This window comes from Butyrivibrio hungatei, assembly GCF_001858005.1.
GTDB lineage: Bacteria > Bacillota > Clostridia > Lachnospirales > Lachnospiraceae > Butyrivibrio > Butyrivibrio hungatei.
This window is the reverse complement of record NZ_CP017831.1, coordinates 1,384,193-1,410,651: the sequence shown is the minus strand read 5'-3', so window position 1 is coordinate 1,410,651 and position 26,459 is coordinate 1,384,193. Positions and strand designations below refer to the sequence as shown.

The following is a 26,459-nucleotide window of genomic DNA, read 5'->3' as shown; positions in this document are numbered from 1 at the left end:
CAATAATAGTATCAACGTAAACCAAGTGTACTAACATAACTAGTACACTTATGATTTTATTCCTATTGCTTTTGTTTTGCAATACCTTTTTTTGAGCCCTAGGGACGGAGGTTGGGGCTCATTTTTGTTGTACTTTATATGGTATTGCGATATAATATGTATGGGGCTACGTTATATTTTTAACACAAAAAAATTAAGGAGGTATTTCAGTATGTCACGTTTCACACTACCTAGAGATGTCTACCACGGCAAAGGAGCATTGGAGGCATTAAAGACATTGGAAGGTAAAAGAGCAATTGTTTGTGTTGGTGGAAGTTCTATGAAAAAGGGCGGATTCCTTCAAAAGGTTGAAGATTACCTGAAGGAAGCTGGAATGGAAGTAGAACTCTTTGAAGGTATCGAGCCTGATCCTTCAGTTGATACAGTTATGAAGGGTGCTGAAGCTATGCAGAAGTTCCAGCCTGACTGGATCGTTGCTATCGGCGGTGGCTCACCTATCGATGCTGCTAAGGCTATGTGGATCAAGTATGAATATCCTGAGACCACATTCGAAGATATGTGCAAGGTATTCGGTCTTCCAAAACTTCGTACAAAAGCTCATTTCTGTGCTATCCCTTCTACATCTGGAACAGCTACAGAGGTAACAGCTTTCTCAATCATCACTGATTACAACAAGGGCATCAAGTATCCTATCGCTGACTTCGAGATCACACCTGATGTTGCTATTGTTGATCCAGAGCTTACCCATACAATGCCTGTTAAACTTGTTGCTCACACAGGTATGGACGCTATCACACATGCTATTGAAGCTTACGTTTCAACAGCTAATTGTGAATACACAGACGCTCTTGCAATCCATGCAATTGAGATGATCCAGGCTAATCTTGTTAAGTCGTACAATGGCGACATGAATTCAAGAGACGCAATGCATGACGCTCAGTGTCTTGCTGGAATGGCATTCTCAAATGCCCTCCTTGGAATCGTTCACTCAATGGCTCACAAGACTGGTGCTGTATTTGCAGACCAGGGCGCTCACATTATCCACGGCGCAGCTAATGCTATGTATCTTCCTAAGGTAATCGCATTCAATGCTAAGGATGCTACAGCTAAAAAGAGATACGGCGTAATCGCTGATTACATGAACCTCGGCGGAACAAATGATGACGAGAAAGTTAAACTTCTTATTGATTATCTCCGCAAGATGAATGATGACCTCAACATTCCTCATTGCATCCAGCATTATGGTGCTGATGGACTTCCAGCAGATCAGGGATTTGTATCAGAGGCTATCTTCAATGAGAGACTTCACGACATCGCAGCAAATGCTATCCTCGATGCTTGCACAGGATCAAATCCTCGCCAGCCATCACAGGAAGAGATGGAGAAACTCCTCAAGTGCTGCTACTACGATACAGAAGTTGATTTCTAAATTGCATGAAAAGAGATTCTACCACACGGTAGGATCTCTTTTTTTGCCAAAATGAGCCCCAACCTCCGTCCCTAGGGCTCAAAAATATTGACTTCCCCACCTAGCTAGCGTATATTTAAATGCAAATGATTTGCAACAAGGAGCACAACAACAATGGGGAAAGTATATTTCGTGAATGGCTTCCTAGGGGCTGGCAAGACCAGATTCATACAGGAGCTTCTAGAGGAAGATTATTTCAAGATAAAAGGCAAGACACTTCTACTACTCTGCGAAGAAGGTGAAACTGAATACGACGATTATCTCATGCAAACCCTAAACGTAGAGATCAAGAAGATTGAAAACGAGGAAGACTTCACACCTGACAATCTCACAAATATAGAAAAAGAATCAAGCCCAGAGCGCATCATCATCGAGTTCAACGGCATGTGGATGAGAAAAGACCTAGAATTTCCCTGGTACTGGAACGACATCATGGAGATTGCGATCTTCGATACCCCATCATTTGACATGTACGCAAGAAACATGAAATCTCTTCTATCTGAGCAGGTGAGAAATGCATATATGGCGGTGTTCTTTAGTGCTGATGGATTCAAAGACAAGCTTGCGACCTACAGACGAAACGTCAAAGCCGTTAATTCCAAGCTCAACATTGTCTTCAAGGACAGAGACGGCGACGACATTGTAACTCGCTTTGAAGACGAGCTTCCATACGACCTAAATGCCACACTAATCGACATCACAGACGATGCCTTCGCGGCATTCTATCTTGATTCACTCGACAATATAGACAGATACATTGGTAAAAGAGTCAGATTCACAGCTCAGGTCATGAAAACCAAGGACCAGACGAGAAAGTCCTTCCTTGCAGGAAGAATGGCTATGACCTGCTGCGAACAAGATCTTTCCCTCTTTGGCGTTATCTGCGACTATGATCAGATTGATGAACTCATTCACGGTTCCTGGGCGGTTATCGAAGGTACCTTGTCAAAAGAGTTTTTCTCCAAGTACGAAAATGAGTTCCTCATCTGCAAAGTAGAGGACATACAGATATGTGGCAAGCCAAAGAAGGAAATAATAGATGTGGTTTAAGCTGCCATAGCATCCTTTTTCTCAAGGTGTTTTCTGAGGATTACATATCCAAGGTAAACACCTGCAAAGGAAAGGGCAAATACAACAACTGCTCCTACAAATCCCATGAAGCCTCCAGTAAATTTTACCATCTCTTCCATTGCTTCTGGAGTCTGACCTCTTGCGATCCACTCGCTCTTGTAGCTCTCAACAAAGAACCATGAAGGAACAATTGCACCAAGTGCCTGGCCTACATGATAGATACCTGCTGCACAAGCAACCATCCACACTGGAACTCTGTTATTCCTAGATGCAATAAGATCTGCGATTACTGCTGCAACCATAGATGAAATGAGCCAAGGAAGATATCCAGCTCCCATAATTGCGTAAATAACCATGCAGATTGCCTGCATGATCGTATACTGACCAAACTTTCCTACCTTCCTAGAAAGGAACAAGAAAATTGAACCAGTAAAGAATCCGCAGATTCCAGGGCTAATTGCATGTCCAAAGGCCCCAAACACCATAGCAACTGAACCAGCTACCATATAGATCACAAGGTACAATGCTGACAACAACGCAACCATAACAACATCTTTAATCTTTAACTTCTTCATTACACTTTTCCTCCTGCATTTTTGTAAATATATGATTCAACCTGGATAACGTGTGCTCATCCAGCTTAAAATCCTCAGTTATTGTGCCATCCTCAAGGAAAACAATTCTGTTAGCTATATGCCTTATAAACTCATAATCATGGGAAATAACAAGTATTCCAGCTTTATCCTTAAGCTTTAAGATCTCCTCAGAAACACTTTTCATGGAATAAACGTCAAGGCCGCTTGTAGGCTCATCAAATACGATCAGATCCCTGTCACAGAGCATCGCCATGGCAATCTGAAGCCTTTGCTTCTGACCACCACTTAGAGAGAACGGGTGCTTGTGCCTATATGGCAAAAGGCCTAAATAATCAAGGTTCTCCTTGATCTCTTTGATATCGTCCTTAACAAGACTCAGCTCATTTATAACGGACGTTCCAAAAAGCTGATAATCAGGGTCCTGCATGATAAAAAACGGAATATTCCTTATATTGACCTTTCCAGAATCAGGCTTAATGCTCTCGCACATAGCTTTAGCAAGGGTTGTCTTACCAGCCCCGTTATTGCCAACAAGGACCGTGATCTCTCCCTTATTAAGCTTTAGATTTATGTTATGCAAAATATCCTTGTAGCTCACATTCTCAAGTTCAGCCACAACCTCATCCTTAGACGAATCCTTTGCAAAAGGCATATCAATCGAGAAGATATCAAAGCTTCTGGTGTCATATTTTCCCTCTTTGAACTCCTCTTCGCTCTCACAAACCTTTAGCTTTCCATGATCCATGAAAAGGACTTTATCAATGCTCCCATTTAGATAATAGAACCTGTGATCTGCCACGATCACACTCATACCCTCGCTCTTAAGCTTTCTAATGATCCTTCCAAGCTTCATGGCATTTCCATAATCAAGGTTTGCAGAGGGCTCATCAAAAAGAAGTACCTTCTGCTTTAGCGCTGTTGCAGATGCAAGGGCAATCATCTGCCTTTCACCACTTGATAAAGTGTAGATGTTCCTATCAAGAAGCCCATCGAGGCCAAACTCTTTCTCAAGCTCTTTTAACCTCTGAACCATCTGATCCTTGGTGTAGCCATAGTTCTCCATTGGAAAAACAAGCTCCGCCGTGGTGTTATCAGTAAAAAACTGAGACCTTGGATTCTGGAAAACAGAGCCGATCACCTTATTGAGCTGATGCATCTTAACAGATGAATACTCCTTGCCAGCTATAGATAAAGAGCCTGATAATTCCCCCTCTGTAACTGCAGGAATCAGACCATTTAAGCACTTTAACAGTGTCGACTTGCCGCTTCCACTATTTCCTGTCAAAAGAACTACCATCCCCGGCTCTATCGAAAAGTTAATATCAGATATCCCTTCCGTAGATTCTTCATAATTAAAACTTAAATCCTTTGCCCTGATCACATTTTCTGCCATACAAATCCTCCAACTAAACCAATGACAAATACCAAAAGTACAAAATAGTCTGTCACTGTGATCTTTTCTTCATAAAAAGAGGTCCTTCTCATAGGAGCATCTATTCCTTTAACAAGACCAGCTGCTGTCACCTCTTCAGCAAGGGCCGCGCACCTAAAAAGCTGCGGCACGATAAAATACTGGAAGCTCTTAACAGGTCTTTTCCATGAGAACTTGATACCTCTGAGCCTCATGGACTCTAGGATGTAACTAAATTCCCTTCTAAAAGTCGGTATGTACTTTATGGTGATAGTAACAGCAACTACCAAAACTCTAGGAATTCTCATGGTCTCAAGGGCTGAAAGAAGCTGAGCAGAATTATATTTGCTAATAAGAAGCGCCGCCAGCGAAATGCAAGGCACAGACTGTGCCAGCACAATAAAAAAGAGACCTATATACTTAAGATCCGGCGATCTAAAGGTCACCGTGTATACTCCAATCATGAAAAAATAGCCCACAAAAAGCGCAATAACTCTTTTGTACCTTCCCATCAGAGTTAGGAGGGACGCTGCAAAAGCAAGCAAGAATATCTGAAGATACCTGCCACTTAGGAAAATATACATACTAGGAGCAATGATATTTATGATAATAAGTACAATTGGATTAACCTTTAATGCTTTCATCTAATCTCCCTCATCTTTTTGTTAGCTCAAGCTAACTACCATATCAAAGTTAAAGCACCCCTACTTTCTTTGTCAACAAGTAAAGGTGCTTCAAACCTATAACTTTTCTCAATTAGAATAAAATTTAAATAGAATTTATGCCTTTCATATAGAAGTCAACCATCATAGCTACGTACTCCTTAGCCTCTTTTTGGCTGTATCCCATAATGACCGGAACAAAGAGATTGTCGTAGAAAGCATAGGAAATCTGCCTCATAAAAAGCTCAGCAACTTTTAAATCATTTTTGACGCTAACCTTGCCCTCTGAGATGACCTCTTTTACCCGGTTACAATCAGCCTCCGCCAGCTCCCTTACAAAATGCTCGTACCTTGTGCCAGAAGCCTTGGTCAAAAGAAGTATGAACTCATCCTTGTGCTCATAGGCATAATTTATGTACTTAATATAAAAGTCCGAAGGAGTCCGTCCCGCTTCACTCTTTCCGCTGTAGTAGTATTCCTTGTCCTCCCAGAACATCCTCTTAAACTCTAGGACAACAGGCTCTATTACCCTGCAAAAAAGATCCTCTTTGTTGGCAAATCTCGTATAGATTGCCCTTGGGCTGGTATCTGCCTTAGACGCTATCTCTTTTATGGAAGCGCCCTCAAAACCCTTATTTAGAAACTCCTCTTTGGCTACAACAAGGAGCCTTTCTGAAACTCCTATGATTCTCCTTGGCATAAGCTATAATCACTTTCTTTTTGATAATTCTGCATTTTTTTGTAAGTATAGCACTTTTCCATAAGATCAGCATGCCTTCCGCAGCCCACGATCTTGCCGCCATCAAGGACAACGATCTGGTCACACTCCTCAATAGTTCTGAGCCTGTGGGCGATCATGATAACAGTCTTGTTCCTTGATAGCCTATCAAGTGCCATCTGAATGCTGGTCTCTGTCTCAGGATCAAGGGACGCTGTGCTCTCATCCAAAAGAACTATCGGCGCATCCTTAAGGAAAGCTCTGGCGATAGATAATCTCTGCCTCTCACCTCCAGATAAAGTATGGCCGTTTTCACCAATAACTGCATCAAAGCCCCCAGGAATCTTGTCTATAAAGCTCATGCACTGTGCATCCCTGGCAGCCTGCATTACCTGCTCTCTTGTGGCATTCTTGTTGCCCACAAGGATATTATTATAAATCGTATCATGAAACAACGTAACATCCTGAAATACTATAGAAAAATACTTAAATAGCTCCTCAGGCTCAACAGTAGAAACGTCAACGCCTCCGACAGTTACAGTTCCGCCCGTTACATCCCAGAACCTTGCAGCGAGCCTAGCTATAGTACTCTTGCCTGATCCGGAAGGACCTACAAGAGCCGTGTATTCACCTTGCTTAGCGGTAAAAGAGATACCACCTAAAACCTCTTCATCCTCATAAGAAAAATGAACGTCTTTGAATTCAACATCATAAGATTTAATATCACTTTCCTTATTTCCGCTCATTTCAGGGTATTCCATAATGTCTTTTACCCTTCTAGCTGCAACTGTAGATGCAATAAGAGCACCAACTGTCTCAAGAGCCTGGGATAATGGCTCATAAACTCGAACAGACATCAAAAGAAACAAAATAAATACGAATGGCGTGATCTCGCCCCTTGCAAGCATCCTAGCTCCGCAGATAACAACAAAGCCGATTCCAAGCCTCATTACATTGTAAGATACTGAAACGCACATGCCAGCCAGGAACTCGAACAAAAGAAGCCTTGGAACGATTCTATTTATCCTCTTATCCATGTTATTTTGATATTCCATCATTGTATCTGAAGCCCTAAGGCTCTTGATATTTTCCAGAAATTCCTGGGTTCCTTCGGACACATCAAGCTTTAGCATCCTATTTTTTAAATTGGTCTTACCAGAAACAAGGTCGCTTAGACTCATGGTAATAACCGCAATTGGAAGGCAGCTAAGTAGGCAAAGAGCCAGCTTAACATTAACAAATAAAAGAGCAAGAATAAGGATGAGGCCAGACGCAATGCCCGCTACAGTCTCAGCAACGGAATTGGTAATAGCGCCCTCAATAGTACCAATATCGTCCATGACCGTAGATGTCAGATCGCTTAGATCTCTTTTGGACAGATAACTCTCAGGCAGCTTTCTAAGCTTATCAGCCACAGTCATTCGAAGGTGACTGTTCTCTTTGCCCGCAGCAAGGTACTTAACCTGGTACATCTTCTTATAGGATAAAAAACTAAGAACAACGATCAGGATAGAACCTACTATATAGAAGCCCAAAGAGCTCGTCATAAGCTTTTGACCTGTATAGACCATGAGCATCTCGTAAAGGGCAAAAAAGATAGGAATTACCGATAATGTAGTAACAAGCTCAAATATAGTAAGCCACAAAGAAGCCCTGTAAAGCTCTTTTTGTCCCTTGTCAGTCAGATAATATAATTTCTTAAGCATTTACGGCCTCCTTTCTTGCAAACTTCCAGTTTACAGCCCTCTCATATTCATCAGTCATCTTCTTGTAGTATCCATTCATTTCTATGAGCCTTTCGTGATCACCAGCTTCCACTATCTTGCCATCATCGATCACGCAGATCATATCTGCATTTCTCACTGTCTGCATGCGGTGAGCGATCATGATAACTGTCTTGTCTGCAAGAAGCTCTTCCAGTGCCTTTCTGATAAGGTACTCATTTTCTGCATCTGCAAAGGCCGTCGCTTCATCAAGGATAACTATAGGCGCATCCTTTAAAATTGCCCTTGCTATGGCAATTCTTTGGATCTCACCTCCAGAAAAATAGGTACCCTTGGCGCCATAAACTGTATCTATTCCGTCAGAGAGTCTATCCAAGATGTCATCGCACTGAGCAAGGTGAAGCGCCCTTAATATCTCATCTTTAGTGGCATCAGGCTTATAAAGAGCTACGTTCTTAGCTAGCGACGTCTTTAAAAGAGTACTCTCCTGAAAAACAACGCTCATAAGCTCATCAAGGTTCTTTTTTGAGATCTCTTTTAACTCACATCCGCCAATCTTGATGGAGCCACAATCTATATCCCAAAACCTTGCTATCAAATTAGCTATAGTACTCTTGCCGCTTCCAGACATTCCAACAAAGGCAACAGTAGATTTTTCTGGAATCTCAAGGCTTACATTATCAATTACAACAGGCGTATCCTCAGAATATCTAAAGGTCAGGTCCTTAATGCTGATATCGAAACCCTTTGGCGCAAGAGTTCCGCTGTAGTCCTGGCTCTTTTCATCAAATACCTTTTCAAGAGCCTCCATAGCTTCATCAACAATGATGGATTCTGATGAGTTACTCATAATGCGCTTAAGGATCGTAACTGCCACAGGGATCATTGAGGCAAAAAAGATGAAATCAAGGATCACACTCTTGGAATCTGAGTTAGTCCTAAACATATAAAGGGCTACAGGCACAAGAGTCACGAAAATGCTGTTGATTGCTGTGTTGTAGGAACTATCTGCGTTCATCATGGACATGGCAAACTTATATACAAAATCTGCAAAGCTTGAGACTGCGTCTTTGTATCTGTTAAAAGAATCTGCTGTCTGGCCAAAGGTCTTCATGACAGGAATTCCTCTGACATATTCAACGCAGGCAGCTGACATATCAGCTGATGCCTTTTGGTACTTGCGGACAAAGTCGCTGCCGCCACCCATCATGATCCCCATAAGAAGAATAAAGCCGATGATTACAGGAATGATGCAGGCTACAGCCATAAGTGCGTTTGATCTGAACATGTAGACAGCAAAAAACACAGGAAGCGCCATGGACTGAGCTGTGTTAGGAATCTGATGCGCGATAAGTGTCTCTGCTGAATCAGTATTTTTTTCAACAAGCTTTCTAAGAACTCCACTTGGATGAGTGTCAAAATATCCAAGTGGAAGGCTTCCTATATGTCTTAAAAGCTTACGCTTAAGTCTGGCTGCTGTATTAAATGCAGTAATATGAGAAAAAAGTAATGCTAGTCCGTAAAGACCATAGGCTCCAGTAACACAAAACAGTATGTGTTTACCCAGATCTATCAGATACTCTGTGTTAACATTTTGAACGTCATCAATGTTTAGTAAGACCTCTTCTGCGGCATTGTAGATATACCCATATGCCCTAAGAGTTACGTATGCACCAATTGACGCGACGATGATACTAAGGATCATTGTTATCTTGAAGGCTCCCATCTCCTTAAACAAAAGCCCCATGTGACTTTTCTTTTTCATACTCACTCCTTTTTGTTAGCTATCGCTAATTGAAACGCCGTTTCAATGAGTGATTATAGGTTTGCTTCAAGGCCGCGTCAATACTGCATATTGAAAAAAATCTTCAATAAGTCGTACATATGTGTTACTATATGAAAAGTTGATTTTAGATTCTTTTTGAAAGGAAAAACAAAATGAAGATTGCAGTAACTTATGAAAACGGACAAGTGTTCCAGCACTTTGGACATACAAGTGAATTCAAGATTTACAACGTTGAGGACAACAAGATCGTATCTGCAGAGGTTATGAATACTAATGGCACAGGCCATGAAGCTCTTGCTACTCTCCTTGCAGACAGTGATGTAAAGGTACTCATCTGCGGTGGTATTGGCGGCGGCGCTGTTGCTGCTCTAGAAGAAAGTGGTATTGAGTACGTATCAGGCGTATCAGGAAATACAGATGATGCTGTAGAAGCTTACCTTGATGGAAAGCTCACAAGCACAGGAGTTAACTGTGACCACCACGATCATGACCATGACCATAACCATGAGGAAGGCGGATGTGGTCATTGCCACGATGATTCAGAAGAAGGAGGTTGTGGCAACTGTGGTGACGACGATTCAGAAGGCTGCGGCGGTGGCTGCGGCGGCTGTGGTGGATGTCACCCTACTACTCCACTCTTTGAAGGTACAAACGTTGGTAAGACATGCAGCACTCACTATAAGGGAACTTTTGATGATGGAACTGTATTTGATTCATCCTATGACAGAGGTGAGCCAATCCAGTTCGTATGCGGTATGGGCATGATGATCCACGGCTTTGATAAGGCCGTTGCAGAAATGAAGGTTGGCGAGAAAGTTAATGTTCACCTTGAGCCAAACGAAGCTTACGGCGAAGTTGATCCAGAGGCAATCTTCACAGTAGAGATTGAAGAACTCCCAGGTTCAGAAAACCTTACAGTAGATCAGAGAGTTTACCTACAGGATACTTTCGGAAGACCTTTCCCAGTTAAGGTTGTAGAAAAGACAGAAAAGACTATCACACTTGATGCCAACCACGAAATGGCCGGCAAAGCTCTTAACTTTGAGATTGAACTCGTAGAGATCAAGGATTGATTCACAAATAAATTTTTTAAGAAATCCAAAACTTCTTTATGACTATTATAGCTACATCCTGCAGCCTTGTTATTAGAGCCAAGATAACAAGCTGACAGGATGTATTTTTTCATATTCTGTTTTCTTAGACAAAACTTTCCTAGAAAAAATTTAAAAATTTCCAACACTTTCTATTTCTAATCCGTTATATAGTTAGAAAGCGCTTAAATTAAGTTATAATCATGATATAACGCTAAAAAAGTCAGTGGAAAGACAATGTTATGAACCCAGAAATATCAGTCCTATATGAAAAACTTCATAACGAACTTGTCAAATGGTGCTGTCTTATGACTGGAAGCTATGATACAGCTGAGGAGCTTGTTCAAGAGGGCTTTGTGAAGGCTATTGAACACTGGGATACCCTTAAATCCCTGGCTTTCCACCAGCAAAGGGCCTGGCTCTATCAGACCATCAAGCATCTTTTTATTGACAGTGTGAGGAAAAATAAAAGAGAATTCCTGACAAATGAAGTTCCTGAAACTACCACTTCTTTTGACTACTCAGAAAAAGAATGGATGGAACTAATAAACTCTCTTCCGCCCTTAGAAGGAAAGGTTCTGCTCCTAAGATATGTTGAGGGCTTTACCTCAAATCAGATAGGAACACTCTTAAAAATCCCACCTGGAACAGTTCGAAGTAAGTTACATGATGCACGCAAACATCTAAGAAATAAATTATAAACATCACAAAGGAGACCGGATATGAAACTTAAGATTAACTGCGATAAATGCGATGCACGCAAGATTGTTGAAGAAAATTATACTCAGTACGATGAAATAGTGATTAACACTGATGAACTTGTTGTAGATTCCAGAAGTAAGGCTGTTCTTAATAGGCTTCCTTTTAACATCAGTGCTGACTACGTTAGAAGCCGTGACGACGAAGAAAGTCAGAAGCCATCAGCCAGAACTGTCAATGGAATCTATGAGATCAATGAATCTTCTATAGTTGAAGATGACCAGTCTATTGTTGTAAATGGAGTTCTTAAGATTGCTCCAAAGACAGAGGATATTCTAAGAAAATATGAAAGCATTGTTGTAAACGGCATTATCCTCTGCCCTAAGTCAGTTGCTTCTATCCTGCCACTTCCAGGACTTTCTATAAACGGCCTCATCAAGGCTTATCCAGATGAGTACACTCTTCTTGATAATAATTTTAAGCTTGATAAGTACTTCCCTATGAGAGCCACAAATGGAAGCGGATACTTTGCTGCAAGCTACATCTATGACGCAGACCTTGAGACCAATTTCAGTATGCTGGCTGAAAAGAACATCAAGTTCCACACTGACAAGATCTATATCAGAAAGAGCCACTTGGAAGCAGGTCTATCACTCTTTAATATCGAAGCTGAAATAAATGAAGTTCCTGATATCTGCACTATTGTCCAGGGTAATGTCGTTCTTGATGATAGCTTCATAACAGCATATGGTACTAACCCTTATGTAATCGGTAACCTTGATATTCCAAAAGAAAGCAAGGAAATCTTAAATAGCCTTGAAAGCCTCACGGTTGATGGTACTATCAAAGTTAATAATCAGTGCGTAGAGGCACTTAATAGCTTAAATGCCAGCTACAAAGAGCTTGAAATTGTAAAAGGCGTTGTTCTTCAAGACCGCCCTATTATCAACATTAGTAGAGACATTCTTGAGGAAAATGCAGATGGCGTAACTATACAGGACTGCGCTGTTGTTAAATTTGAAAGTAACATTGAGCCTGAACTTATTAGGGAAAGGGTTAAGATCAAGGACTGCGCCAAGGTTGACTGCTCTTCTGAGCAAAAGTCCGCTGTTGACTTTGTATCTACCGATGTAGCCATGGTCGGAACTGGAAGCATCCTTTCAGGCATATTTAATTCTATCTTTGGAGACAGCTCTTCTGATGGAAACAATGGACGCAATAGTGATACAAAGTATGTGAATGCTGACTACTATGAACTTTGATGATTCTGCGGAGAAAAATGAAAAACAAAATTAAAAAAGTACTAAAAATCATTTTAATAATATTAGCTTCTATCCTAGCACTTGGAGTTATGGCAGTTATATTCCTTCGCCTAAGCAATTACCTCCATCACAGGATTGAACTAAGGAACGGCGTAAACGAGACCACCTATATTGATATCAATGGTCAGAAGCAGTACATAATGATCATGGGACAAGATGAATCAAACCCTGTTATTATCTACCTTCACGGAGGCCCATCTAGTCCTGATACCTGCATAACCTACAGTTTTACAGACTATCTTACTGATGAATATACGGTTATTAGCTGGGATCAGAGGGGATGCGGAAGGACATATTTTAAGAATATTAAAACTGATCCTGAAAACTCCAAAGCATCTTTTGAACAGGCACTTGATGACTTAGACGCCCTTGTTACCTATGCCTGTAAGCGATTTGGTAAAGACAAGGTCATAATCATGGGACATTCTTACGGAACTGCCCTTGGTAGTACCTATGTCAAAAAATATCCTGACAAGGTGTCAGCCTACATTGGCATCGGGCAGCTTGTGTCACTGGAAGAAGCTGATATTCACAGTTACAATGATGCACTAAATAAAGCAAAGGCTGCAGGTGATGACACCAGTAGCCTTGAAGAAAAATATGCTAAGTTTTGTGAAAAGCCAGGAATTCCTACTTTACTTGAACTTAGAGAACTAACAAGTAAGTACCATCCTGTAACAAAAGAAGCTGACCATATGGGCCTTGCTCTTTTTTCACCCTACGCTGGTATTGATGACCTTAGGTGGCTCCTTGTACAGATGGGGGATATAGAAAAGTATGTGTCCCTGAATCAGAAACTATTTGATTTCGCACTTTCTTTTAACGCCTGGGCGAATGGTACCAGCTATGAGATGCCAGTTTGCATCATCCAGGGCTCAGAAGACTGGGTATGCCCAACAGATATGGCAGGTAATTACCTTGATGCTGTAGCGTCACCATATAAAAAATTCTACGTTATTGAAGGCTGTGGCCATGATGTTCACTGCGCAAAGCCTAAGGAATTTTGTGCGGATCTGAAGGATTTCCTTAATTCTTCAAAATTAAACTAAGAGCCTTTGAAAAACGCCCTGCAATGCAGGGCGTTTAATTATATGTTTGACTGTTCCAAAAACTCTTCTAATAATTTCTTCCTATACTCACGGTCATCACAAACCTTTTGAACGTCACTTACTCTATCATTAGCTAGTAACCATTTACATAGCTTAGCAAGATTTTCTTCGCCGCTTTCATAACTCTCATCCTGTATAACCTGCAAATGCTTCTCTGCATTATATCCTAAAACGCCCATCTCAATGACCTCCTCTCTATTCTCAAGTAAGAAATCTTTAAGAATATCCTCATTTATACAATCGTCAACAGCCCTTGTGATTGCTGCTTTGACGTTGCTTTTCTCTTCTTTTATACATTTTCGCACTTTTGCTACAAAAATGGAATACTCTTTCAGCGTTTTGCAATCATCCATAAGCTCTTTGTTATGGCCTTCATTGATATTTATGACCTTTACAATTAGCTCCAGTTCAGAGTTATCAGTACTCTTATGATAAAGATCTGAAAGCTTATATATCTTCTCGTCTTCCATCTTAACAGCACCATTATAAAACGTAATGAACCTAGGTGTAGGAATATCAATCTTCTTGGTCTTATAAGTCTCTTCAATTGGAATTATTTCCCTATAGATGCTGGCGACATATTCGAGATTTCTAAGTGGAATGTTAGGACAAGGCGTTGACTGATGCTCATACAAACTAAGCTCATAATCGATAATAAATGATAAGTCATTCTTCATGTTAAGAAATGTGTTGCCCTCAAGTGTGGTGATCTCAAGATCATCCGGATTGTCATAATTACTGTGATTAACTCCATTATAGAGTTCTAGGAGCCGCTCTTTATCATGGAACAGCTTTCTGAATACAGTGTCCTTATACTTTTGGTTTTCAATTGTCATATAACTACCTTCTTTCAATACATTTTAGTTACTTCTTTGGAATCTGTTGGCGAAAGCCTTGATAAATAGAACGTAACTTAGATTAATATGCTCAGACGTGAGCAAAAGATATTCTAACAGAGTATAGAAGAAAAATCAAAAAAAAGAGAGTAACCGCTTTTAGTTACTCTCTCCAATCAAGTCATCTTAGAAAATTTCTACTTACTATCAATACATTATCTTTATTTCCCTTGTCTCATCTTCATGCACAAACTTTACAACAAGAGAACCTGTCTCTGCCGTATACTCCCAGTACTCAATTGATGTAGGAAGATAGTGGTCAGTACCATCGTAATATTTGTGGTAACAGAGCTTGTCTCCTTCAAGATCCTTCATAAGTATTGGAATTGCTTCATCAACGATAGATTTTATCTTACTCTCATCAAAATGAAGTCTGGCAATAAGCAAATATGAGTCAGATGCCACTTCTGATGATAGATATTCATATGCATCTAGAACCGTTTCTCCATTTTCCTCATGAGAATGCCTGAACTTATACTCTTCTATCATGGCAGCATAATCATCCGCTGAAAAAGTCGCTTGCTCTTTTTTTAATGTATATGAATTGTAGCAATAAAGGGCCACAACACAAATAATAGGTAAAAGAGGTATTATCATCAGGTAATTAGATATATCCTTGTAATGAAGGATAGATTGAATAACCTTTATCAATATAATGATATATGCTCCAAATGATGCAAAGATCATAATATTAAAAATTAATGATGAAATAATTGCTGCTCCAACGCCATCTATACCATGGCCATTTCGATCTGAAGAGCATTTAAGAAATACTGCTCCAATGCCATATGCAGCCGGAATCAGTATCAATGAAACAACTATTAGAATGTACAATGATTTCTTTGACAAAGGCGCTAATATCATTTTCATCCCACCATCGACATAATAAAGTTAATGATAACACCTGCAGAACCGCCAGCAATACATAAAAGGATAATACCGATTATAATACAGACTCTGCTAAGAACCTTTCTCCTTGAATCCTTAGAAAAATGCTTACCTGTAAATAAAAGGACCAAACCACCAATAAGTCCGGTAAAAAATAGTCCGATCACAATAGATGCGATTATAGCAAATACGATAAGTGCAAAAATTATTACCAAAATGAATAATCCGCCCAAAACTCTCTTCCTCCTAAACTAGTAATCATCCACCATATTATCCCCAATTATCCAAAATCTCAAGCATATCGGCATAGGAATGGTACTTCTCTGCATATTGGAGCTTTGATTCATCTAAAAGCTCTGCTATATGAGCATTAAACTCCTCCTCAGTCACAGGCTGTTCTTCCCACTCATAGGTCAGAATGTAAGGATAATTCTCATCGGTAGTCATCTTCTTCCAATCATCCTCAGACACATACCTTACACCAGAACCAATGATGGTAAACCTGCCATCCTTGAGCTCTGTGATTTCCACTGGATAATAGTCCTGATGCCCCGTATCCGTATAAATGAGGCCGCCGTACTGAATGTACTTGGAACCAATCCTAGAAAAATGCCCCTCGACAACCTGTCCATCATAATATGTCAAAATGTACTCGCCGCCAGCCTCAGAGCCACTATCAATCAAAAGCTCCGGCTCAGTATTATCATCAACATATATAAGAGCAAACGGCATTTCATCTTCCCTAAAATACTCGTCGCCGTACTCAGTCCTGATATACTCCGCATACGCACTTGGCCAACCATGCTCGTCAGTAGAAGCCTCAATTGCCGCTTCCGGCGCAGGCTCTGAGCACCCTGTTAAAAGAGCTACAGAAAGCGCCGCAATTCCTATATTTACTCTCTTCATATCGTTCCTCCACAAGCGTATCTACTAGTGAAACACATCATCCACCCCAAGATGTTGCATCACTCCCACTTCTTCCAAACATCAGGCTGGTAACCAAGTGTGGCCTGCCTTCCATTTCTCACAACCGGAGTCTTGATAATATGCTGATTCTCCATGAGTTTCTCCAACTTGTCCTCATCAGCAATATATTGTAAAAGAGCTATAGCATCCTTATCCTTCGCATTCTCGTCTATCATGTTTGACAAACCACCACAAACAGAAGCTACAGAAGTAAGCTCCCCCTTACTCATGCCCTTCTCCTTCATGTCGATAAACTGAAACTTGATCCCGCGCTCCTTAAAGAAACGCTCTGCCTTCTTGGTATCATTGCACTTCTTAGTGCCAAAAATCTGTATATTCATTAAACCTCCAAATGCTGCCTACTTCCAATACCGCAAGTATGGTATCTAAAATAGTCCATTTCCTACTTTTTTCTCATTCTCCCATTCTAATTTGTAATCATTTGCCTCTGAGTAAAACTCAGTCTTTAAAAAAGGATAGTAATCCTCAACAGTTACTATCCTTGAACCCTTTTGCTTATTACAATTCTTACATAGAGGCAGAAGATTTCTCTCGTCATCTTCACCGCCCATATATCTAGGCACAAAGTGCTCTATCGTCACCTTCTCCAAGCCAATAAACTTGCCACAACGAGCACACACTCCATCAGTTTTTGCAAGAACTAGCCTTTTAATCTCAGCTTTCCTCTGCTTTAGTCCCCTCATGCATATCCCCCCAATGCATAGCTCAGTAGATTTTATCTATATCTCCACTAATTCCATACTCTTCCTTGAACTTATACAGATCCTCTGAATCCCTGATCAGCATAACTTCCTCAAAAGCCCCAGTATGAATATCCTGAAATCCGGCCACTTGCTCCCCATTGCAAATACTCGCCTTGATCACAGGCTTCTTGTTTTCTTTGTCGTAGGTTTTCTTTTCAGCTTTCTTTTTAAAAAACATAGAATCTACCTTCCTTGGTAATTCCCTTTTAATAAATGATAACATTTAGCATTTCATTTTGCATTCCAAATTCATCATCCATTATATCAACAATTCTCCCATCCCGAATGTGTATTATGTATAATCACATCCAGAGGTAAATTCCATGAAAAAATTCTTCAAAAACCTATTAGCCATTAGCGGCATCCTACTAGCACTATATCTCCTGGTTCAGGGGAGCCTCAGAATATTTGATCTACAGCTCAGAGCATGGATAAATGTATGTTGGCTTGGTATCACAGCATTAGTGTTCATCTTAGGAATACTGCAGCAGATCATAAAGTCCAAAAATATCAAACTAAAAATAGGCTCCATAATCGCCATGATTGCTGTCGTATTTCTTTTTCTAAATACACGCCTTATTATGTTAGTGCCTATGGCCGCATGTATAATCCCTCATAAAGAGCTTGTCACAGTAATAGATGGCTACAAATTCATTGGATATGTAGACGATTCCTGGGATACATTCATCGACTTTTATGATTACAAGAATGCCTTCGTTTCTGGCGCCACACTTAGATTCACTGCCCTTGGCTATTACACTGATGAGGAGAGCGGCAAAAAGAGATATTATGACGAGCTCAGATACATTGATCATCTAGAAGACATCTACGAATACAAACAGGGATACTTCACTGAGAAGGATCTGACAAAAGAATCTAAATAAGTAAATCCAACTATTGTGATAAAATGGATACTGATTTTGCATTACAAAGGATACTTGTATGGAAGCTAAAATGGAGGAGCAAATGCTCCTCCATTTATGTTTGGTAAATTTTTACTCTTCACTCAATAATCTTTTCAGCAGCTGTTCCTTATTTTCCACAAACATCTTTGTGACCTGATAACTATCAGTATCCTCGTACTCTATCGGATGTATCTGTCCATCATCAAAGCTCAGGATCTCAGCTCCAGGTATGCCAAGTAGAATGGGCGAATGTGTCACCATAATAAACTGAGAATCTTCCTTTGCACAATTTACGATTTCCAAAAGGAGTGTCAGCTGTCTTTGAGGAGAAAGAGCTGCCTCTGGCTCGTCCAAAAGATATAAGCCATGACCTTTGAAATTACTCTGAACAAGTTGCAAAAAGCTTTCTCCATGAGAACGTTCATGGAAATGTTCCTGTCTACCTCTAGGATCTTCTCTGCTATACATTTCTTCGGCCGTTGCAACATTATAGAAGCTCTCAGCCCTTAGGAAATATCCCCAGCTAGGCTTATTGTACCCTCTAGATAATCTAATAGCATCGCATAATTCTGAATGAGAATCATAGGTTGAAAAGTTATAATTCTTGGTTCCACCTTCGGGATTAAAACCATAGCTTACGGCAATAGCTTCAAGCATGGTAGACTTGCCACTGCCATTTTCTCCCACAAATATCGTGATGTTCTTATTAAAAGAAAGATACTCCAAATCCCTAAATGCATCTATATTCCGCAAATAGCTATATCTCTCTATCTTGTCCCACTCAATCTTAAGTCCTTGAATCGGTAAGCTGTTGCCCTCTCCTAACACGCGGTAATCCTCTCTAGTTCGTAATTCATGCCATTCTTAAAAATTATTTATCCTTTTATCAGGCGCATGTATGCTTCATACTCCTCGTCCCTAAAACAGCATATATACACGTTCTTAAGAATACCATAATGATCATCTAACCAATTTGCTATTGATGTCAGTGCAACATGTGCAGCCTCGTCAAGCGGATATCCATAAACTCCCGTTGAAATACATGGGAATGCAACGCTATCATTTCCATTTTCAAATGATTCATCCAGAGAGCTTGTATAGCACGAACTGAGCTGTACTCTATCAGTAGGCTTGCCGCTATAAACTGGGCCAACTGTATGAATAATGTCGTCTGCAGTTGTAATATTGTACGCTTTTGTAGACTTGGCAGCTCCTGTTTCACAACCGTTAAGTGTTCTACATTCAGCCAGTAACTCAGGACCAGCGGCTCTATGGATGGCACCATCAACGCCACCTCCACCAAGCAAACTGTTATTTGCAGCATTTACTATTGCCGAAACATGAGGTTCTAGCACACTTCCTCTAATAATGGAAATATGAGCTCTTCTTTCATAGCTCTTCAGCATTTGAACAGTGCTTTTTTCTAAAACCAGCTTTTGTCCCCATGGATTAATCATAAAGCCCAAACAATCTATCCAATTTTCCAAAGCGTCAAATAATACCTTAATTGGCTGATTTATAGTTGAAGTCGGCTCCCCTTTATCTACTTCATCCTTACTTGTAAAAAGAGGTATAAAATATTTCCCGTCATCACCCATCATTTTTATCATTTCATCTGAAGTTTCTATTGGGACTATCATCTGCAGATCATACTCATAGCCATCCGCTATTACATTAAAAATCGGTTCGGGCGCCGCATTGTCTCCCTCAAGATACCAGTTAAATATTGCCCGCTCTAGTTCTTTAGCTCTATCACTCATAATTCCCCATCTGCTATATATTCCAAGCTTTGTTAATTTACTTTTACAATTCTAGCCCCAAATGGGAAAAGAGCTAATCTCGCAATCTTGAAAAACTGCTTCCCAAAAGGTATTCCAATAATAGTATGCAAAGAATACATCCAATAAATACATTAGCTAAAGCAAGTTCTAGTCCGGAAACAAATAGCCATATGATATTCAGTAAAAAAGACACTGCTCCGCCTTCATCTACTACCTCTTTTCCAAATGGATCAAGTGATAAAGATGACATCTTAAAGCATTGCAGCCCCACAGGAATGCCCACTACTGTGATACACCAAAATACTCCGGCAATCCACCAGCCAATGGCACTTAATAAGCCACCACATAATATCCAAATTAGATTTCCAATAAAGTTCATGATTTAATCCCCCTTTAACTCTCCAGGTAACGCACTTCCTTACCATGGCTCTTGGCATACTCAATCTCTGACCTAGTACTGTCACCGATATAACCACCAACATTGATAACATAAATAGAATCAGCCATATCTATCTTGCGCTTGTGCATATCATCAAGCATTTCCTTGGTCTTGGTGAGAGTTCCTTCATCCATATTCTCCCAGACTTCCCTGTCTCCTGAATGTCCAAAGAGACCAACGCTGATCACTATATTACCTTCCAATGTAAGCCTCTTCTGAGCTTCCATGAATTCATCTTTGAAGCGGGTGCTTCCGCATAATGTTACAACTGGATAATTCCCAACCATACTTTCCCCTTGTTATGTTTATTAAATTGAGCTACCGCCCTTACAGTAAATAATATCATTAATACTAATCCCTGTGACATAGGAAAAGAGCTATCTTTGAACGATATCTCTTTTCTCCTTCGGAAGTGCATTGTATTAATATAAAAAACTGGTATGGATACCCATACCAGTTTCACTTAAATAACATTCATAAAAATAAAAAAACATTTGGTTTAAGAATCATTTTATACCATTTTCTCTTTGATTAAAAATTTTAAATGTCTTGATAAAACACTACCATCTACCAAATCTTTATTATTTATAAAAAATCTATCACAAATATTTTTTAATTGGTTTCCAACTATACTTACGGCAATAAAACTACTTAATACAAATTTGCCATTAATACACTCGCCGGATATATACCTATTAGTGTTTAATCCATTAATCAGTGTAAGATCAAAAATAACTTTAGCATTTTCATTTTCAAAATCTCTCTCTATATTCTCAAGTTGATCAAGCGGATTTATAGAAGTTTTGGCAATGACTAAGAAATCGTAGGGTTCATTATTAAGTTTTACTAATTCATATAACTCATTCATAACAAACCTCCTTTCTGGAAATTATTAAATTCCCATTTTTATGTACGAAGAGTCAATCCGTTCTATAACCTCATTTATAATGATATCGGCCTCATTTCTGTTTTCTATTAGTTTAGTACTAACCAATACTTGTGAAGCATGGAAATGGATATGTCTATTGTCTTTGTAATATTTGAATAGATTTTCAATCTCAGCTTGAAAAACACTATCACTAATCTGTGTTGCAACTGCCGGACATAAACTATAACCTGAAAAAATGCCATTAAAAGTATTCCCTACATAAACGCCTTTTTTTTGAAACAGCCACTTAATATATCCTTCCAAAGCACGCAAAGCAGGAAATACAAAACATGAATAATCATCAAGGTCTATTGATACATTCCGCATTGCAACTGCAGGAGAGAGCATTTTTATAATTGCCGGTTCCAAATAATCATACGAATTTTTTAACACGGCTTTAAGCTCATTATGAACATCGCCTGTCTTAACCTCAACTTTGTTTATGTTTGAAACACTTGAAACCACATCTTCTACAGATACTGATTTACAATATGAGAGCAATGAAATTGCTTCGCCAAAAATATAAGCCGGCTTTCCTTGTAAAACAAGAGTCCCATTGCTATACCTGTTTATTACTAATTTATCTCCATAGTTACTAGAAAGATCATATTCAATATGTTTAGGCGCCTTATCTATCTCCGTAGCACTTATCTTAATTCCAGGGCAGCTAGTAAGATACTTTATTAATTTATCCCCCCATTCATATGGCAATTTTTTGAATGAGCATGTAGTATTTTCGATATTCCCCTTATATTCAGTCCTTTCCTCCAATTTTGCTTTTATTAACTGCGCTATATCTTTATTCGCGCCTGCTGCTTGAATCGTTGTTCCATCTTCTTTGAAGAAAAAATTTAAAATAGCCTTCTTTCCATCCGCACATATATCTATCCTGTTCATGTTCCCCACAGGATACATATCGCTAATCTTACATTCACTCCACATTTCATCGCAAATCTCTTTAATCTGCTCTATTAAAGTAGATCTGTCTACATATAACCCCTTACTTTTTGACATACTAATCCCCTAAGCCTCCCCTAGTTAGTTAAAATATTGTAGTTGAAAATAATATCCCAAACAAAAATGCTTGTCAATTATATTCCAATAAAATTTCATTAAAAAATCAACTTTCTAGCAAATTATTTTTTCCTGAATGAATCAATTGTTTTCCCAGATTCAGTTTTCCAGTCAACCCAACCATTACTAGGTCCACCTGATATAAAACAAGCAGCATTGCTTACAGTACTAAACACTTCGTCTCGTCTTAATATGTCATTTTTGATATTTGCTAATTTTCTGCGTTTAATTATTCCTGGTCTACAACCAGTACCTTCAATTGGGCACACTTCACTATTTTTCAATACTGTAATAGTTCCATTTTTTACCTTCATAGATGCATGAACAGTTTTATTTCCATATCTCTTTATTTTTTTCGAATAATAATATACTCCATCAGGTATTTCCTTATTTTCCAAAATTCCTGTAGCTTCCACAAACAATTCTTCTTTAGTCAGTTCTTCTACTTTAGGATAAATTTGCTTTCCATCAAAAGCTAATAGCAACTGAATAACTAGGTCTACATCAAGCGCAAATAACTCAGTACCAGATACACGAGATTTTTCAAATAAATTATGCAATAATACTTCTTTTTCATCGTATTCTTCTACTTCAATAGCAAATCTGCGCTTTAGTCCCGTAATATTTTTGTAACCATTGTTTTCAAGATTATACATTCTGTTCTCATATTGTGTAGTCTGGGTTTTCCCAATTTTAATGAGCCCATTTACTACACTTGTCATTACATATATAACACCCCTAGCCATTTACTCCTCCTGCTTTAAATTCAAAATCAAAAATAATAAATTTTTTATGCCATCATCTCTGAGTTAGTCTTAATGTCTGCGATAACGCCCATTATCTCTTTTGCTTTTCCTAAATCATCCTTGAATAATACAGTAATGCTTCCAAGAGATTTGAATGGCTCTTCCATAAGGACTGCGTTATCTTCAATGTTTCCGTTAGCAACAATGTAGTCAATTATAAGATTCACGAATCTTATCTGATTAACATTAAGATGCTCATCTGATAAGAATTTACTAAACGCTTCATTAAGCGCCTGTCTATCTACGCCGACAATTTTGCGAACCAGCAATCCTATTGGAGTATCACCATATTCCTTGATATAGTCTTCTTTAGAGCCAAGCTCACTCCACAAGATTCTCTCTAATTCCTTCATGTCAGAAGCATTGAGCTTTTTATTGTTTCTCAACTTATATACTGAGATATTGTCTTCATGCTCTTTCAGGTAGAACTCAACTTTTTTCTTGTAATTCTGAAGGTCATTGCTGACATAAATTGGGTCACCTTCAGTCAAATCAACAATAGTATCCTCAAAATCCGTATTAACAATCGGCTGAACTAACTTATCAAGATACTGTATAAGATCACGTAAAGCTTCCCTTACTTGATTTAGCTCTAAGATATTAGTATTCTCCCAGAAATCATCAGTTAGTACTTTTTCTATAGTATCTTTCTGAGCCTTTACTTGAGGAATACCATATTTACTAGTAAGTGCATTTGCTGCACTTATAACTACATTTATCGGCGCCTGAACATTCTTGCTCTGTAAATATCCAAGCTCGATACTGTACATCAAATAGTCAAATCTTCTAGCAAGTTCATCATCTTTCTTTGGCTTAACTATAGGTGCGATATGCTCTTTAATATCCGATATTTCCGCTGTCTCAAGCATATTCCAAGTCATTCGATTTCTATATGCTTCAACATATCTATAATGCCTCTTTACTAAGAAGCTATCATCGTTCAGCTCAATAACAGCTCCCATCATCTCATCTACAAGTTCCGCTCTATATCCTGCATACTCTTCATCAGATTCAAATTGACTTGCTTGTAATTCCCTGCAGATCATCGCTTTTGTTGTATAGATTTTTTCAGAAAGGCTACTTTGAATCTTAGCTTCTGTACCATTTTTATTTACTCTAAAGAATTCAAAGTTGTTGCAGAAATCAAAAATCAAGAATCCTTCTTTATCTTTCCCAGCACCTAAAAGATTCTTACAAAGTCTAGTTCCACGACCAATCATCTGCCAGAACTTTGCATAGCTTCTTACCTTCTTGAAAAACACAAGATTAAGAATCTCCGGAATATCTATTCCGGTATCAAGCATATCAACAGAAACAGCTATCTGCGGCATCTTATCTTTGGTACTAAAATCATCAATAAGAGTATCTGAATACTTAATACTGTAATCAATCTGTTTAATAAAATCCCCACCATACTCAGGAAAGAGCGTATTAAAACGTTTTACTATACATTGAGCATGAGTAGAGTTCTTTGCAAAAATAATGGTTTTACCAAGCTTATCTCCGCCTTCAATCTTGAGGCCTTTTTCAATAAGCTCTTTTAAAACAGTATCAATGGTGTCGTCATTAAACAGCCATGCATTAACGGCAGCACTCGATATTTCCTCTGGCATATTGCCATCATCATCCATAAACTTTTCTTCATATTGTTCTTTTTCTTCATCAGAAAGCTCATTATAGTGTATGCCATCTTCCATTATCTTAGTCTTATACTCGAGCGTCGAATAGTTTACGAGAAAGCCTTCCTTAACAGCCTTATCAAGTTCATAAGCAAAGGTAGGAACGCCTCTTTCAAGGTCAAAAATGCCATAGGTATTTTTATCAATATCATCCTTAGGCGTTGCTGTCATTCCTAAAAGCATCGCATCGAAATACTCAAAGATTTCTTGATATTTCTTGTAAATTGATCTATGTACTTCATCACAAATAATAAGGTCAAAGTGACCTGGTCCAAATAGTCTCTCGCCATATTCATTTTTCTTTTCATCTATCGCATTCATCATTGTTGGATAAGTTGAAAAGATCATACGACACTGAGCAGGATCATCTTTATTGTCTAATAAATTACAGCATGACAAATCAGGCAAAAGATTTGTGTAATTATTCTTTGCCTGTTTAACTAATGCAGTTCTATCTGCTAAGAATAGTATGTTTTTTACATAATTGTGCCTGCGGAGAACATCCACAATACTGATACTTACTCGAGTTTTTCCAGAACCTGTTGCCTGTACAATAAGCATTTTTCTATGCTTTTTCATTATTGCATCACAAACAGCAGTTACAGCCTCTTTCTGATATGGACGATTTGTAATATCATCACTGATATCAATCTTTTCTAAAGATATTCGCTGTTTTCTTCTATCCACTTCAAGCTGCAATTCCTCTTGTGTAAAGAAACCTGATACTTCACGTTTAGGGTAATTCATTACATCATTAGTGTAATAGAATTCAAATCCATTAGTTGTGAAAATAAGCGGTCTCTGATTGTACTTGTTTTCAAGACAATCTGCATATAGCTTAGCTTGCTGGCTTCCAACAATCGGATCAACAGATGCTTTCTTAGCTTCAACAACAGCTAAAGGAAGATTATCTTTGCCCCAGAGAACATAATCAACGAAACCTGTTCCAGAAGGATTTGGCATTCCAGTAACTGGTTCCTCAATAGTACAGTTCTTATCTATGAACCATCCTGATTCACCTAGTGCTACATCGATATAATGCTTTCTAGTTTGAGCTTCACTTATTTTATCTAAATTGAAGGTTCTAGTCTTTGTTCTAGTCTTTCTGGCGTTAGACATCTGCTTACGAAGCTCTTCGTTCTCTTTCAGAACATCCGCAAGTCTCTTGTCTTTGCTACTAAGCTCTTCATAAAGAATCTTAAGTTCGTCAGCCTTTACGCGCTTCTCTTCTCCCGTAGCAAGAATAGTTTCGTCAAAAGACTTTTCTACATACTCGGAAGAATATGAGTAATCTATCCAATCGCAAAACTCAAATAGATCTCGTAAAGATGTGATAGCTTCATCTCGCTTAATTGCACTATTTGTATGTACTGCTACATTTCCAAGATGAATTGTATATTTGAGCATAGGAAACATACGAGGTTCAATGATACTTCTAAATGAATCCTCATGAATAAGAGTTGAAACATTATCCTGATATGGAAGTTTTAATTCCGAATCAAAAGAATATACGAACCTAACCGCAAGCTCTAACGCTCTCCTAGAAAGAATCGCACAAGTTGCAGGTGAAATAGCAATGCTTTTCTCTGCTTCTACTGCCTGAAAGGCAAAATCTGCATATTCTTTTTTCTTTAAAAGGTAATCAAAATTTGTTTCCATAAATGACTCCTTTTCAA

General features: G+C 38.9%; 27 protein-coding genes and 1 pseudogene. 7 read left to right on the top strand and 21 right to left on the bottom strand.

Annotated elements, in window-relative coordinates:
- Nucleotides 1-211: 211 nt before the first annotated feature.
- Together bhn_RS06685 and bhn_RS06680 are read left to right on the top strand one after the other, a co-directional pair.
- A complete protein-coding gene (locus tag bhn_RS06685; RefSeq protein WP_071175963.1) occupies nt 212-1,429 on the top strand; it encodes an iron-containing alcohol dehydrogenase in 1,218 nt (405 codons plus the stop codon).
- A 153-nt stretch (nt 1,430-1,582) separates the two neighbouring features.
- Nucleotides 1,583-2,518, top strand: a complete 936-nt coding sequence (locus bhn_RS06680) for a TIGR03943 family putative permease subunit (RefSeq protein ID WP_071175962.1) — start codon at nt 1,583-1,585, stop codon at nt 2,516-2,518.
- On the opposite strand, the gene bhn_RS06675 is transcribed toward bhn_RS06680, so the two are convergent.
- The 6 genes from bhn_RS06675 to bhn_RS06650 form a co-directional block, all read right to left on the bottom strand.
- Nucleotides 2,515-3,114 carry an MptD family putative ECF transporter S component gene (locus tag bhn_RS06675; protein WP_071175961.1) on the bottom strand — a complete coding sequence of 200 codons (600 nt, stop codon included), beginning with the start codon at nt 3,112-3,114 and terminating at the stop codon, nt 2,515-2,517. The genes bhn_RS06680 and bhn_RS06675 overlap by 4 nt on opposite strands.
- Nucleotides 3,095-4,528 carry an ABC transporter ATP-binding protein gene (locus bhn_RS06670; RefSeq protein ID WP_071175960.1) on the bottom strand — a complete coding sequence of 478 codons (1,434 nt, stop codon included), beginning with the start codon at nt 4,526-4,528 and terminating at the stop codon, nt 3,095-3,097. Before bhn_RS06670 ends, bhn_RS06675 begins: the two co-directional genes overlap by 20 nt.
- Entirely contained in the window at nt 4,513-5,190 is a 678-nt protein-coding gene (locus bhn_RS06665; RefSeq protein WP_071175959.1) for an energy-coupling factor transporter transmembrane component T, read from the bottom strand. Before bhn_RS06665 ends, bhn_RS06670 begins: the two co-directional genes overlap by 16 nt.
- A gap of 124 nt (nt 5,191-5,314) precedes the next feature.
- Entirely contained in the window at nt 5,315-5,908 is a 594-nt protein-coding gene (locus bhn_RS06660) for a TetR/AcrR family transcriptional regulator (protein WP_071175958.1), read from the bottom strand.
- On the bottom strand, nt 5,890-7,632 hold the full coding sequence (locus tag bhn_RS06655) for an ABC transporter ATP-binding protein (protein ID WP_071175957.1): 1,743 nt from the start codon (nt 7,630-7,632) through the stop codon (nt 5,890-5,892). Before bhn_RS06655 ends, bhn_RS06660 begins: the two co-directional genes overlap by 19 nt.
- Entirely contained in the window at nt 7,625-9,415 is a 1,791-nt protein-coding gene (locus bhn_RS06650) for an ABC transporter ATP-binding protein (RefSeq protein ID WP_071175956.1), read from the bottom strand. Before bhn_RS06650 ends, bhn_RS06655 begins: the two co-directional genes overlap by 8 nt.
- A gap of 173 nt (nt 9,416-9,588) precedes the next feature.
- Here bhn_RS06650 and bhn_RS06645 point away from each other — a divergent pair, with 173 nt between their 5' ends.
- From bhn_RS06645 to bhn_RS06630, 4 genes are all read left to right on the top strand, one after another.
- Nucleotides 9,589-10,509: an FKBP-type peptidyl-prolyl cis-trans isomerase gene (locus bhn_RS06645; RefSeq protein ID WP_071175955.1), complete on the top strand. Its 921-nt coding sequence runs from the start codon at nt 9,589-9,591 to the stop codon at nt 10,507-10,509.
- Between the two features lie 260 nt (nt 10,510-10,769).
- Nucleotides 10,770-11,228 carry an RNA polymerase sigma factor gene (locus bhn_RS06640; protein WP_071175954.1) on the top strand — a complete coding sequence of 153 codons (459 nt, stop codon included), beginning with the start codon at nt 10,770-10,772 and terminating at the stop codon, nt 11,226-11,228.
- Nucleotides 11,229-11,249: 21 nt separating this feature from the next.
- Entirely contained in the window at nt 11,250-12,488 is a 1,239-nt protein-coding gene (locus tag bhn_RS06635) for a hypothetical protein (RefSeq protein WP_071175953.1), read from the top strand.
- 89 nt (nt 12,489-12,577) lie between these two features.
- The gene (locus bhn_RS06630) at nt 12,578-13,597 is read left to right on the top strand and encodes an alpha/beta fold hydrolase (RefSeq protein ID WP_161487307.1); all 1,020 of its coding nucleotides are present in this window, start codon (nt 12,578-12,580) and stop codon (nt 13,595-13,597) included.
- Between the two features lie 38 nt (nt 13,598-13,635).
- Here bhn_RS06630 and bhn_RS06625 read toward each other — a convergent pair whose 3' ends face one another.
- The 7 genes from bhn_RS06625 to bhn_RS06595 all read right to left on the bottom strand — a co-directional run bounded on the left by bhn_RS06625 (nt 13,636) and on the right by bhn_RS06595 (nt 17,349).
- Nucleotides 13,636-14,493 (bottom strand): hypothetical protein, encoded by an 858-nt coding sequence (locus tag bhn_RS06625; protein ID WP_071175951.1) that lies wholly within the window; start codon nt 14,491-14,493, stop codon nt 13,636-13,638.
- Nucleotides 14,494-14,700: 207 nt separating this feature from the next.
- Entirely contained in the window at nt 14,701-15,402 is a 702-nt protein-coding gene (locus tag bhn_RS06620; RefSeq protein ID WP_148661925.1) for a hypothetical protein, read from the bottom strand.
- Nucleotides 15,403-15,419: 17 nt separating this feature from the next.
- The gene (locus tag bhn_RS06615; RefSeq protein WP_071175949.1) at nt 15,420-15,674 is read right to left on the bottom strand and encodes a hypothetical protein; all 255 of its coding nucleotides are present in this window, start codon (nt 15,672-15,674) and stop codon (nt 15,420-15,422) included.
- A 37-nt stretch (nt 15,675-15,711) separates the two neighbouring features.
- Nucleotides 15,712-16,347 (bottom strand): hypothetical protein, encoded by a 636-nt coding sequence (locus bhn_RS06610; RefSeq protein WP_071175948.1) that lies wholly within the window; start codon nt 16,345-16,347, stop codon nt 15,712-15,714.
- Nucleotides 16,348-16,406: 59 nt separating this feature from the next.
- Nucleotides 16,407-16,748, bottom strand: a complete 342-nt coding sequence (locus bhn_RS06605; RefSeq protein WP_071175947.1) for an arsenate reductase family protein — start codon at nt 16,746-16,748, stop codon at nt 16,407-16,409.
- 45 nt (nt 16,749-16,793) lie between these two features.
- Entirely contained in the window at nt 16,794-17,111 is a 318-nt protein-coding gene (locus bhn_RS06600; protein ID WP_071175946.1) for an HNH endonuclease, read from the bottom strand.
- Nucleotides 17,112-17,133: 22 nt separating this feature from the next.
- The gene (locus bhn_RS06595) at nt 17,134-17,349 is read right to left on the bottom strand and encodes an aspartate dehydrogenase (RefSeq protein WP_071175945.1); all 216 of its coding nucleotides are present in this window, start codon (nt 17,347-17,349) and stop codon (nt 17,134-17,136) included.
- A 403-nt stretch (nt 17,350-17,752) separates the two neighbouring features.
- Here bhn_RS06595 and bhn_RS15585 point away from each other — a divergent pair, with 403 nt between their 5' ends.
- Entirely contained in the window at nt 17,753-18,055 is a 303-nt protein-coding gene (locus bhn_RS15585; RefSeq protein ID WP_161487306.1) for a hypothetical protein, read from the top strand.
- A 111-nt stretch (nt 18,056-18,166) separates the two neighbouring features.
- On the opposite strand, the gene bhn_RS06585 is transcribed toward bhn_RS15585, so the two are convergent.
- From bhn_RS06585 to bhn_RS06550, 8 genes and pseudogenes are all read right to left on the bottom strand, one after another.
- On the bottom strand, nt 18,167-18,904 hold the full coding sequence (locus bhn_RS06585; protein WP_083385798.1) for an AAA family ATPase: 738 nt from the start codon (nt 18,902-18,904) through the stop codon (nt 18,167-18,169).
- A gap of 47 nt (nt 18,905-18,951) precedes the next feature.
- The gene (locus bhn_RS16060) at nt 18,952-19,836 is read right to left on the bottom strand and encodes a macro domain-containing protein (protein ID WP_083385796.1); all 885 of its coding nucleotides are present in this window, start codon (nt 19,834-19,836) and stop codon (nt 18,952-18,954) included.
- Nucleotides 19,837-19,868: 32 nt separating this feature from the next.
- Nucleotides 19,869-20,236, bottom strand: a pseudogene (locus bhn_RS06575) (YccF domain-containing protein).
- 14 nt (nt 20,237-20,250) lie between these two features.
- A complete protein-coding gene (locus bhn_RS06570) occupies nt 20,251-20,583 on the bottom strand; it encodes a hypothetical protein (RefSeq protein ID WP_071175943.1) in 333 nt (110 codons plus the stop codon).
- Between the two features lie 224 nt (nt 20,584-20,807).
- Nucleotides 20,808-21,164, bottom strand: a complete 357-nt coding sequence (locus tag bhn_RS06565) for a type II toxin-antitoxin system RnlB family antitoxin (RefSeq protein ID WP_071175942.1) — start codon at nt 21,162-21,164, stop codon at nt 20,808-20,810.
- A gap of 24 nt (nt 21,165-21,188) precedes the next feature.
- A complete protein-coding gene (locus bhn_RS06560; protein WP_071175941.1) occupies nt 21,189-22,238 on the bottom strand; it encodes a type II toxin-antitoxin system RnlA family toxin in 1,050 nt (349 codons plus the stop codon).
- A 122-nt stretch (nt 22,239-22,360) separates the two neighbouring features.
- Nucleotides 22,361-23,044 (bottom strand): DUF4357 domain-containing protein, encoded by a 684-nt coding sequence (locus bhn_RS06555; protein WP_071175940.1) that lies wholly within the window; start codon nt 23,042-23,044, stop codon nt 22,361-22,363.
- Between the two features lie 44 nt (nt 23,045-23,088).
- Entirely contained in the window at nt 23,089-26,442 is a 3,354-nt protein-coding gene (locus bhn_RS06550; protein WP_071175939.1) for a DEAD/DEAH box helicase family protein, read from the bottom strand.
- Between the last annotated feature and the right edge of the window lie 17 nt (nt 26,443-26,459).

Coding starts and splice junctions, on each gene's coding strand:
- bhn_RS06555 (WP_071175940.1), bottom strand. CDS start 23,044: ATGGCTAGGGGTGTTATATATGTAATGACAAGTGTAGTAAATGGGCTC.
- bhn_RS06645 (WP_071175955.1), top strand. CDS start 9,589: ATGAAGATTGCAGTAACTTATGAAAACGGACAAGTGTTCCAGCACTTT.
- bhn_RS06600 (WP_071175946.1), bottom strand. CDS start 17,111: ATGAGGGGACTAAAGCAGAGGAAAGCTGAGATTAAAAGGCTAGTTCTT.
- bhn_RS06670 (WP_071175960.1), bottom strand. CDS start 4,528: ATGGCAGAAAATGTGATCAGGGCAAAGGATTTAAGTTTTAATTATGAA.
- bhn_RS06685 (WP_071175963.1), top strand. CDS start 212: ATGTCACGTTTCACACTACCTAGAGATGTCTACCACGGCAAAGGAGCA.
- bhn_RS06640 (WP_071175954.1), top strand. CDS start 10,770: ATGAACCCAGAAATATCAGTCCTATATGAAAAACTTCATAACGAACTT.
- bhn_RS06610 (WP_071175948.1), bottom strand. CDS start 16,347: ATGAAGAGAGTAAATATAGGAATTGCGGCGCTTTCTGTAGCTCTTTTA.
- bhn_RS06680 (WP_071175962.1), top strand. CDS start 1,583: ATGGGGAAAGTATATTTCGTGAATGGCTTCCTAGGGGCTGGCAAGACC.
- bhn_RS06605 (WP_071175947.1), bottom strand. CDS start 16,748: ATGAATATACAGATTTTTGGCACTAAGAAGTGCAATGATACCAAGAAG.
- bhn_RS06570 (WP_071175943.1), bottom strand. CDS start 20,583: ATGGTTGGGAATTATCCAGTTGTAACATTATGCGGAAGCACCCGCTTC.
- bhn_RS06565 (WP_071175942.1), bottom strand. CDS start 21,164: ATGAATGAGTTATATGAATTAGTAAAACTTAATAATGAACCCTACGAT.
- bhn_RS06660 (WP_071175958.1), bottom strand. CDS start 5,908: ATGCCAAGGAGAATCATAGGAGTTTCAGAAAGGCTCCTTGTTGTAGCC.
- bhn_RS06630 (WP_161487307.1), top strand. CDS start 12,578: ATGGCAGTTATATTCCTTCGCCTAAGCAATTACCTCCATCACAGGATT.
- bhn_RS06560 (WP_071175941.1), bottom strand. CDS start 22,238: ATGTCAAAAAGTAAGGGGTTATATGTAGACAGATCTACTTTAATAGAG.
- bhn_RS06655 (WP_071175957.1), bottom strand. CDS start 7,632: ATGCTTAAGAAATTATATTATCTGACTGACAAGGGACAAAAAGAGCTT.
- bhn_RS15585 (WP_161487306.1), top strand. CDS start 17,753: ATGTTAGTGCCTATGGCCGCATGTATAATCCCTCATAAAGAGCTTGTC.
- bhn_RS06625 (WP_071175951.1), bottom strand. CDS start 14,493: ATGACAATTGAAAACCAAAAGTATAAGGACACTGTATTCAGAAAGCTG.
- bhn_RS06675 (WP_071175961.1), bottom strand. CDS start 3,114: ATGAAGAAGTTAAAGATTAAAGATGTTGTTATGGTTGCGTTGTTGTCA.
- bhn_RS06595 (WP_071175945.1), bottom strand. CDS start 17,349: ATGTTTTTTAAAAAGAAAGCTGAAAAGAAAACCTACGACAAAGAAAAC.
- bhn_RS06635 (WP_071175953.1), top strand. CDS start 11,250: ATGAAACTTAAGATTAACTGCGATAAATGCGATGCACGCAAGATTGTT.
- bhn_RS06550 (WP_071175939.1), bottom strand. CDS start 26,442: ATGGAAACAAATTTTGATTACCTTTTAAAGAAAAAAGAATATGCAGAT.
- bhn_RS06650 (WP_071175956.1), bottom strand. CDS start 9,415: ATGAAAAAGAAAAGTCACATGGGGCTTTTGTTTAAGGAGATGGGAGCC.
- bhn_RS16060 (WP_083385796.1), bottom strand. CDS start 19,836: ATGAGTGATAGAGCTAAAGAACTAGAGCGGGCAATATTTAACTGGTAT.
- bhn_RS06665 (WP_071175959.1), bottom strand. CDS start 5,190: ATGAAAGCATTAAAGGTTAATCCAATTGTACTTATTATCATAAATATC.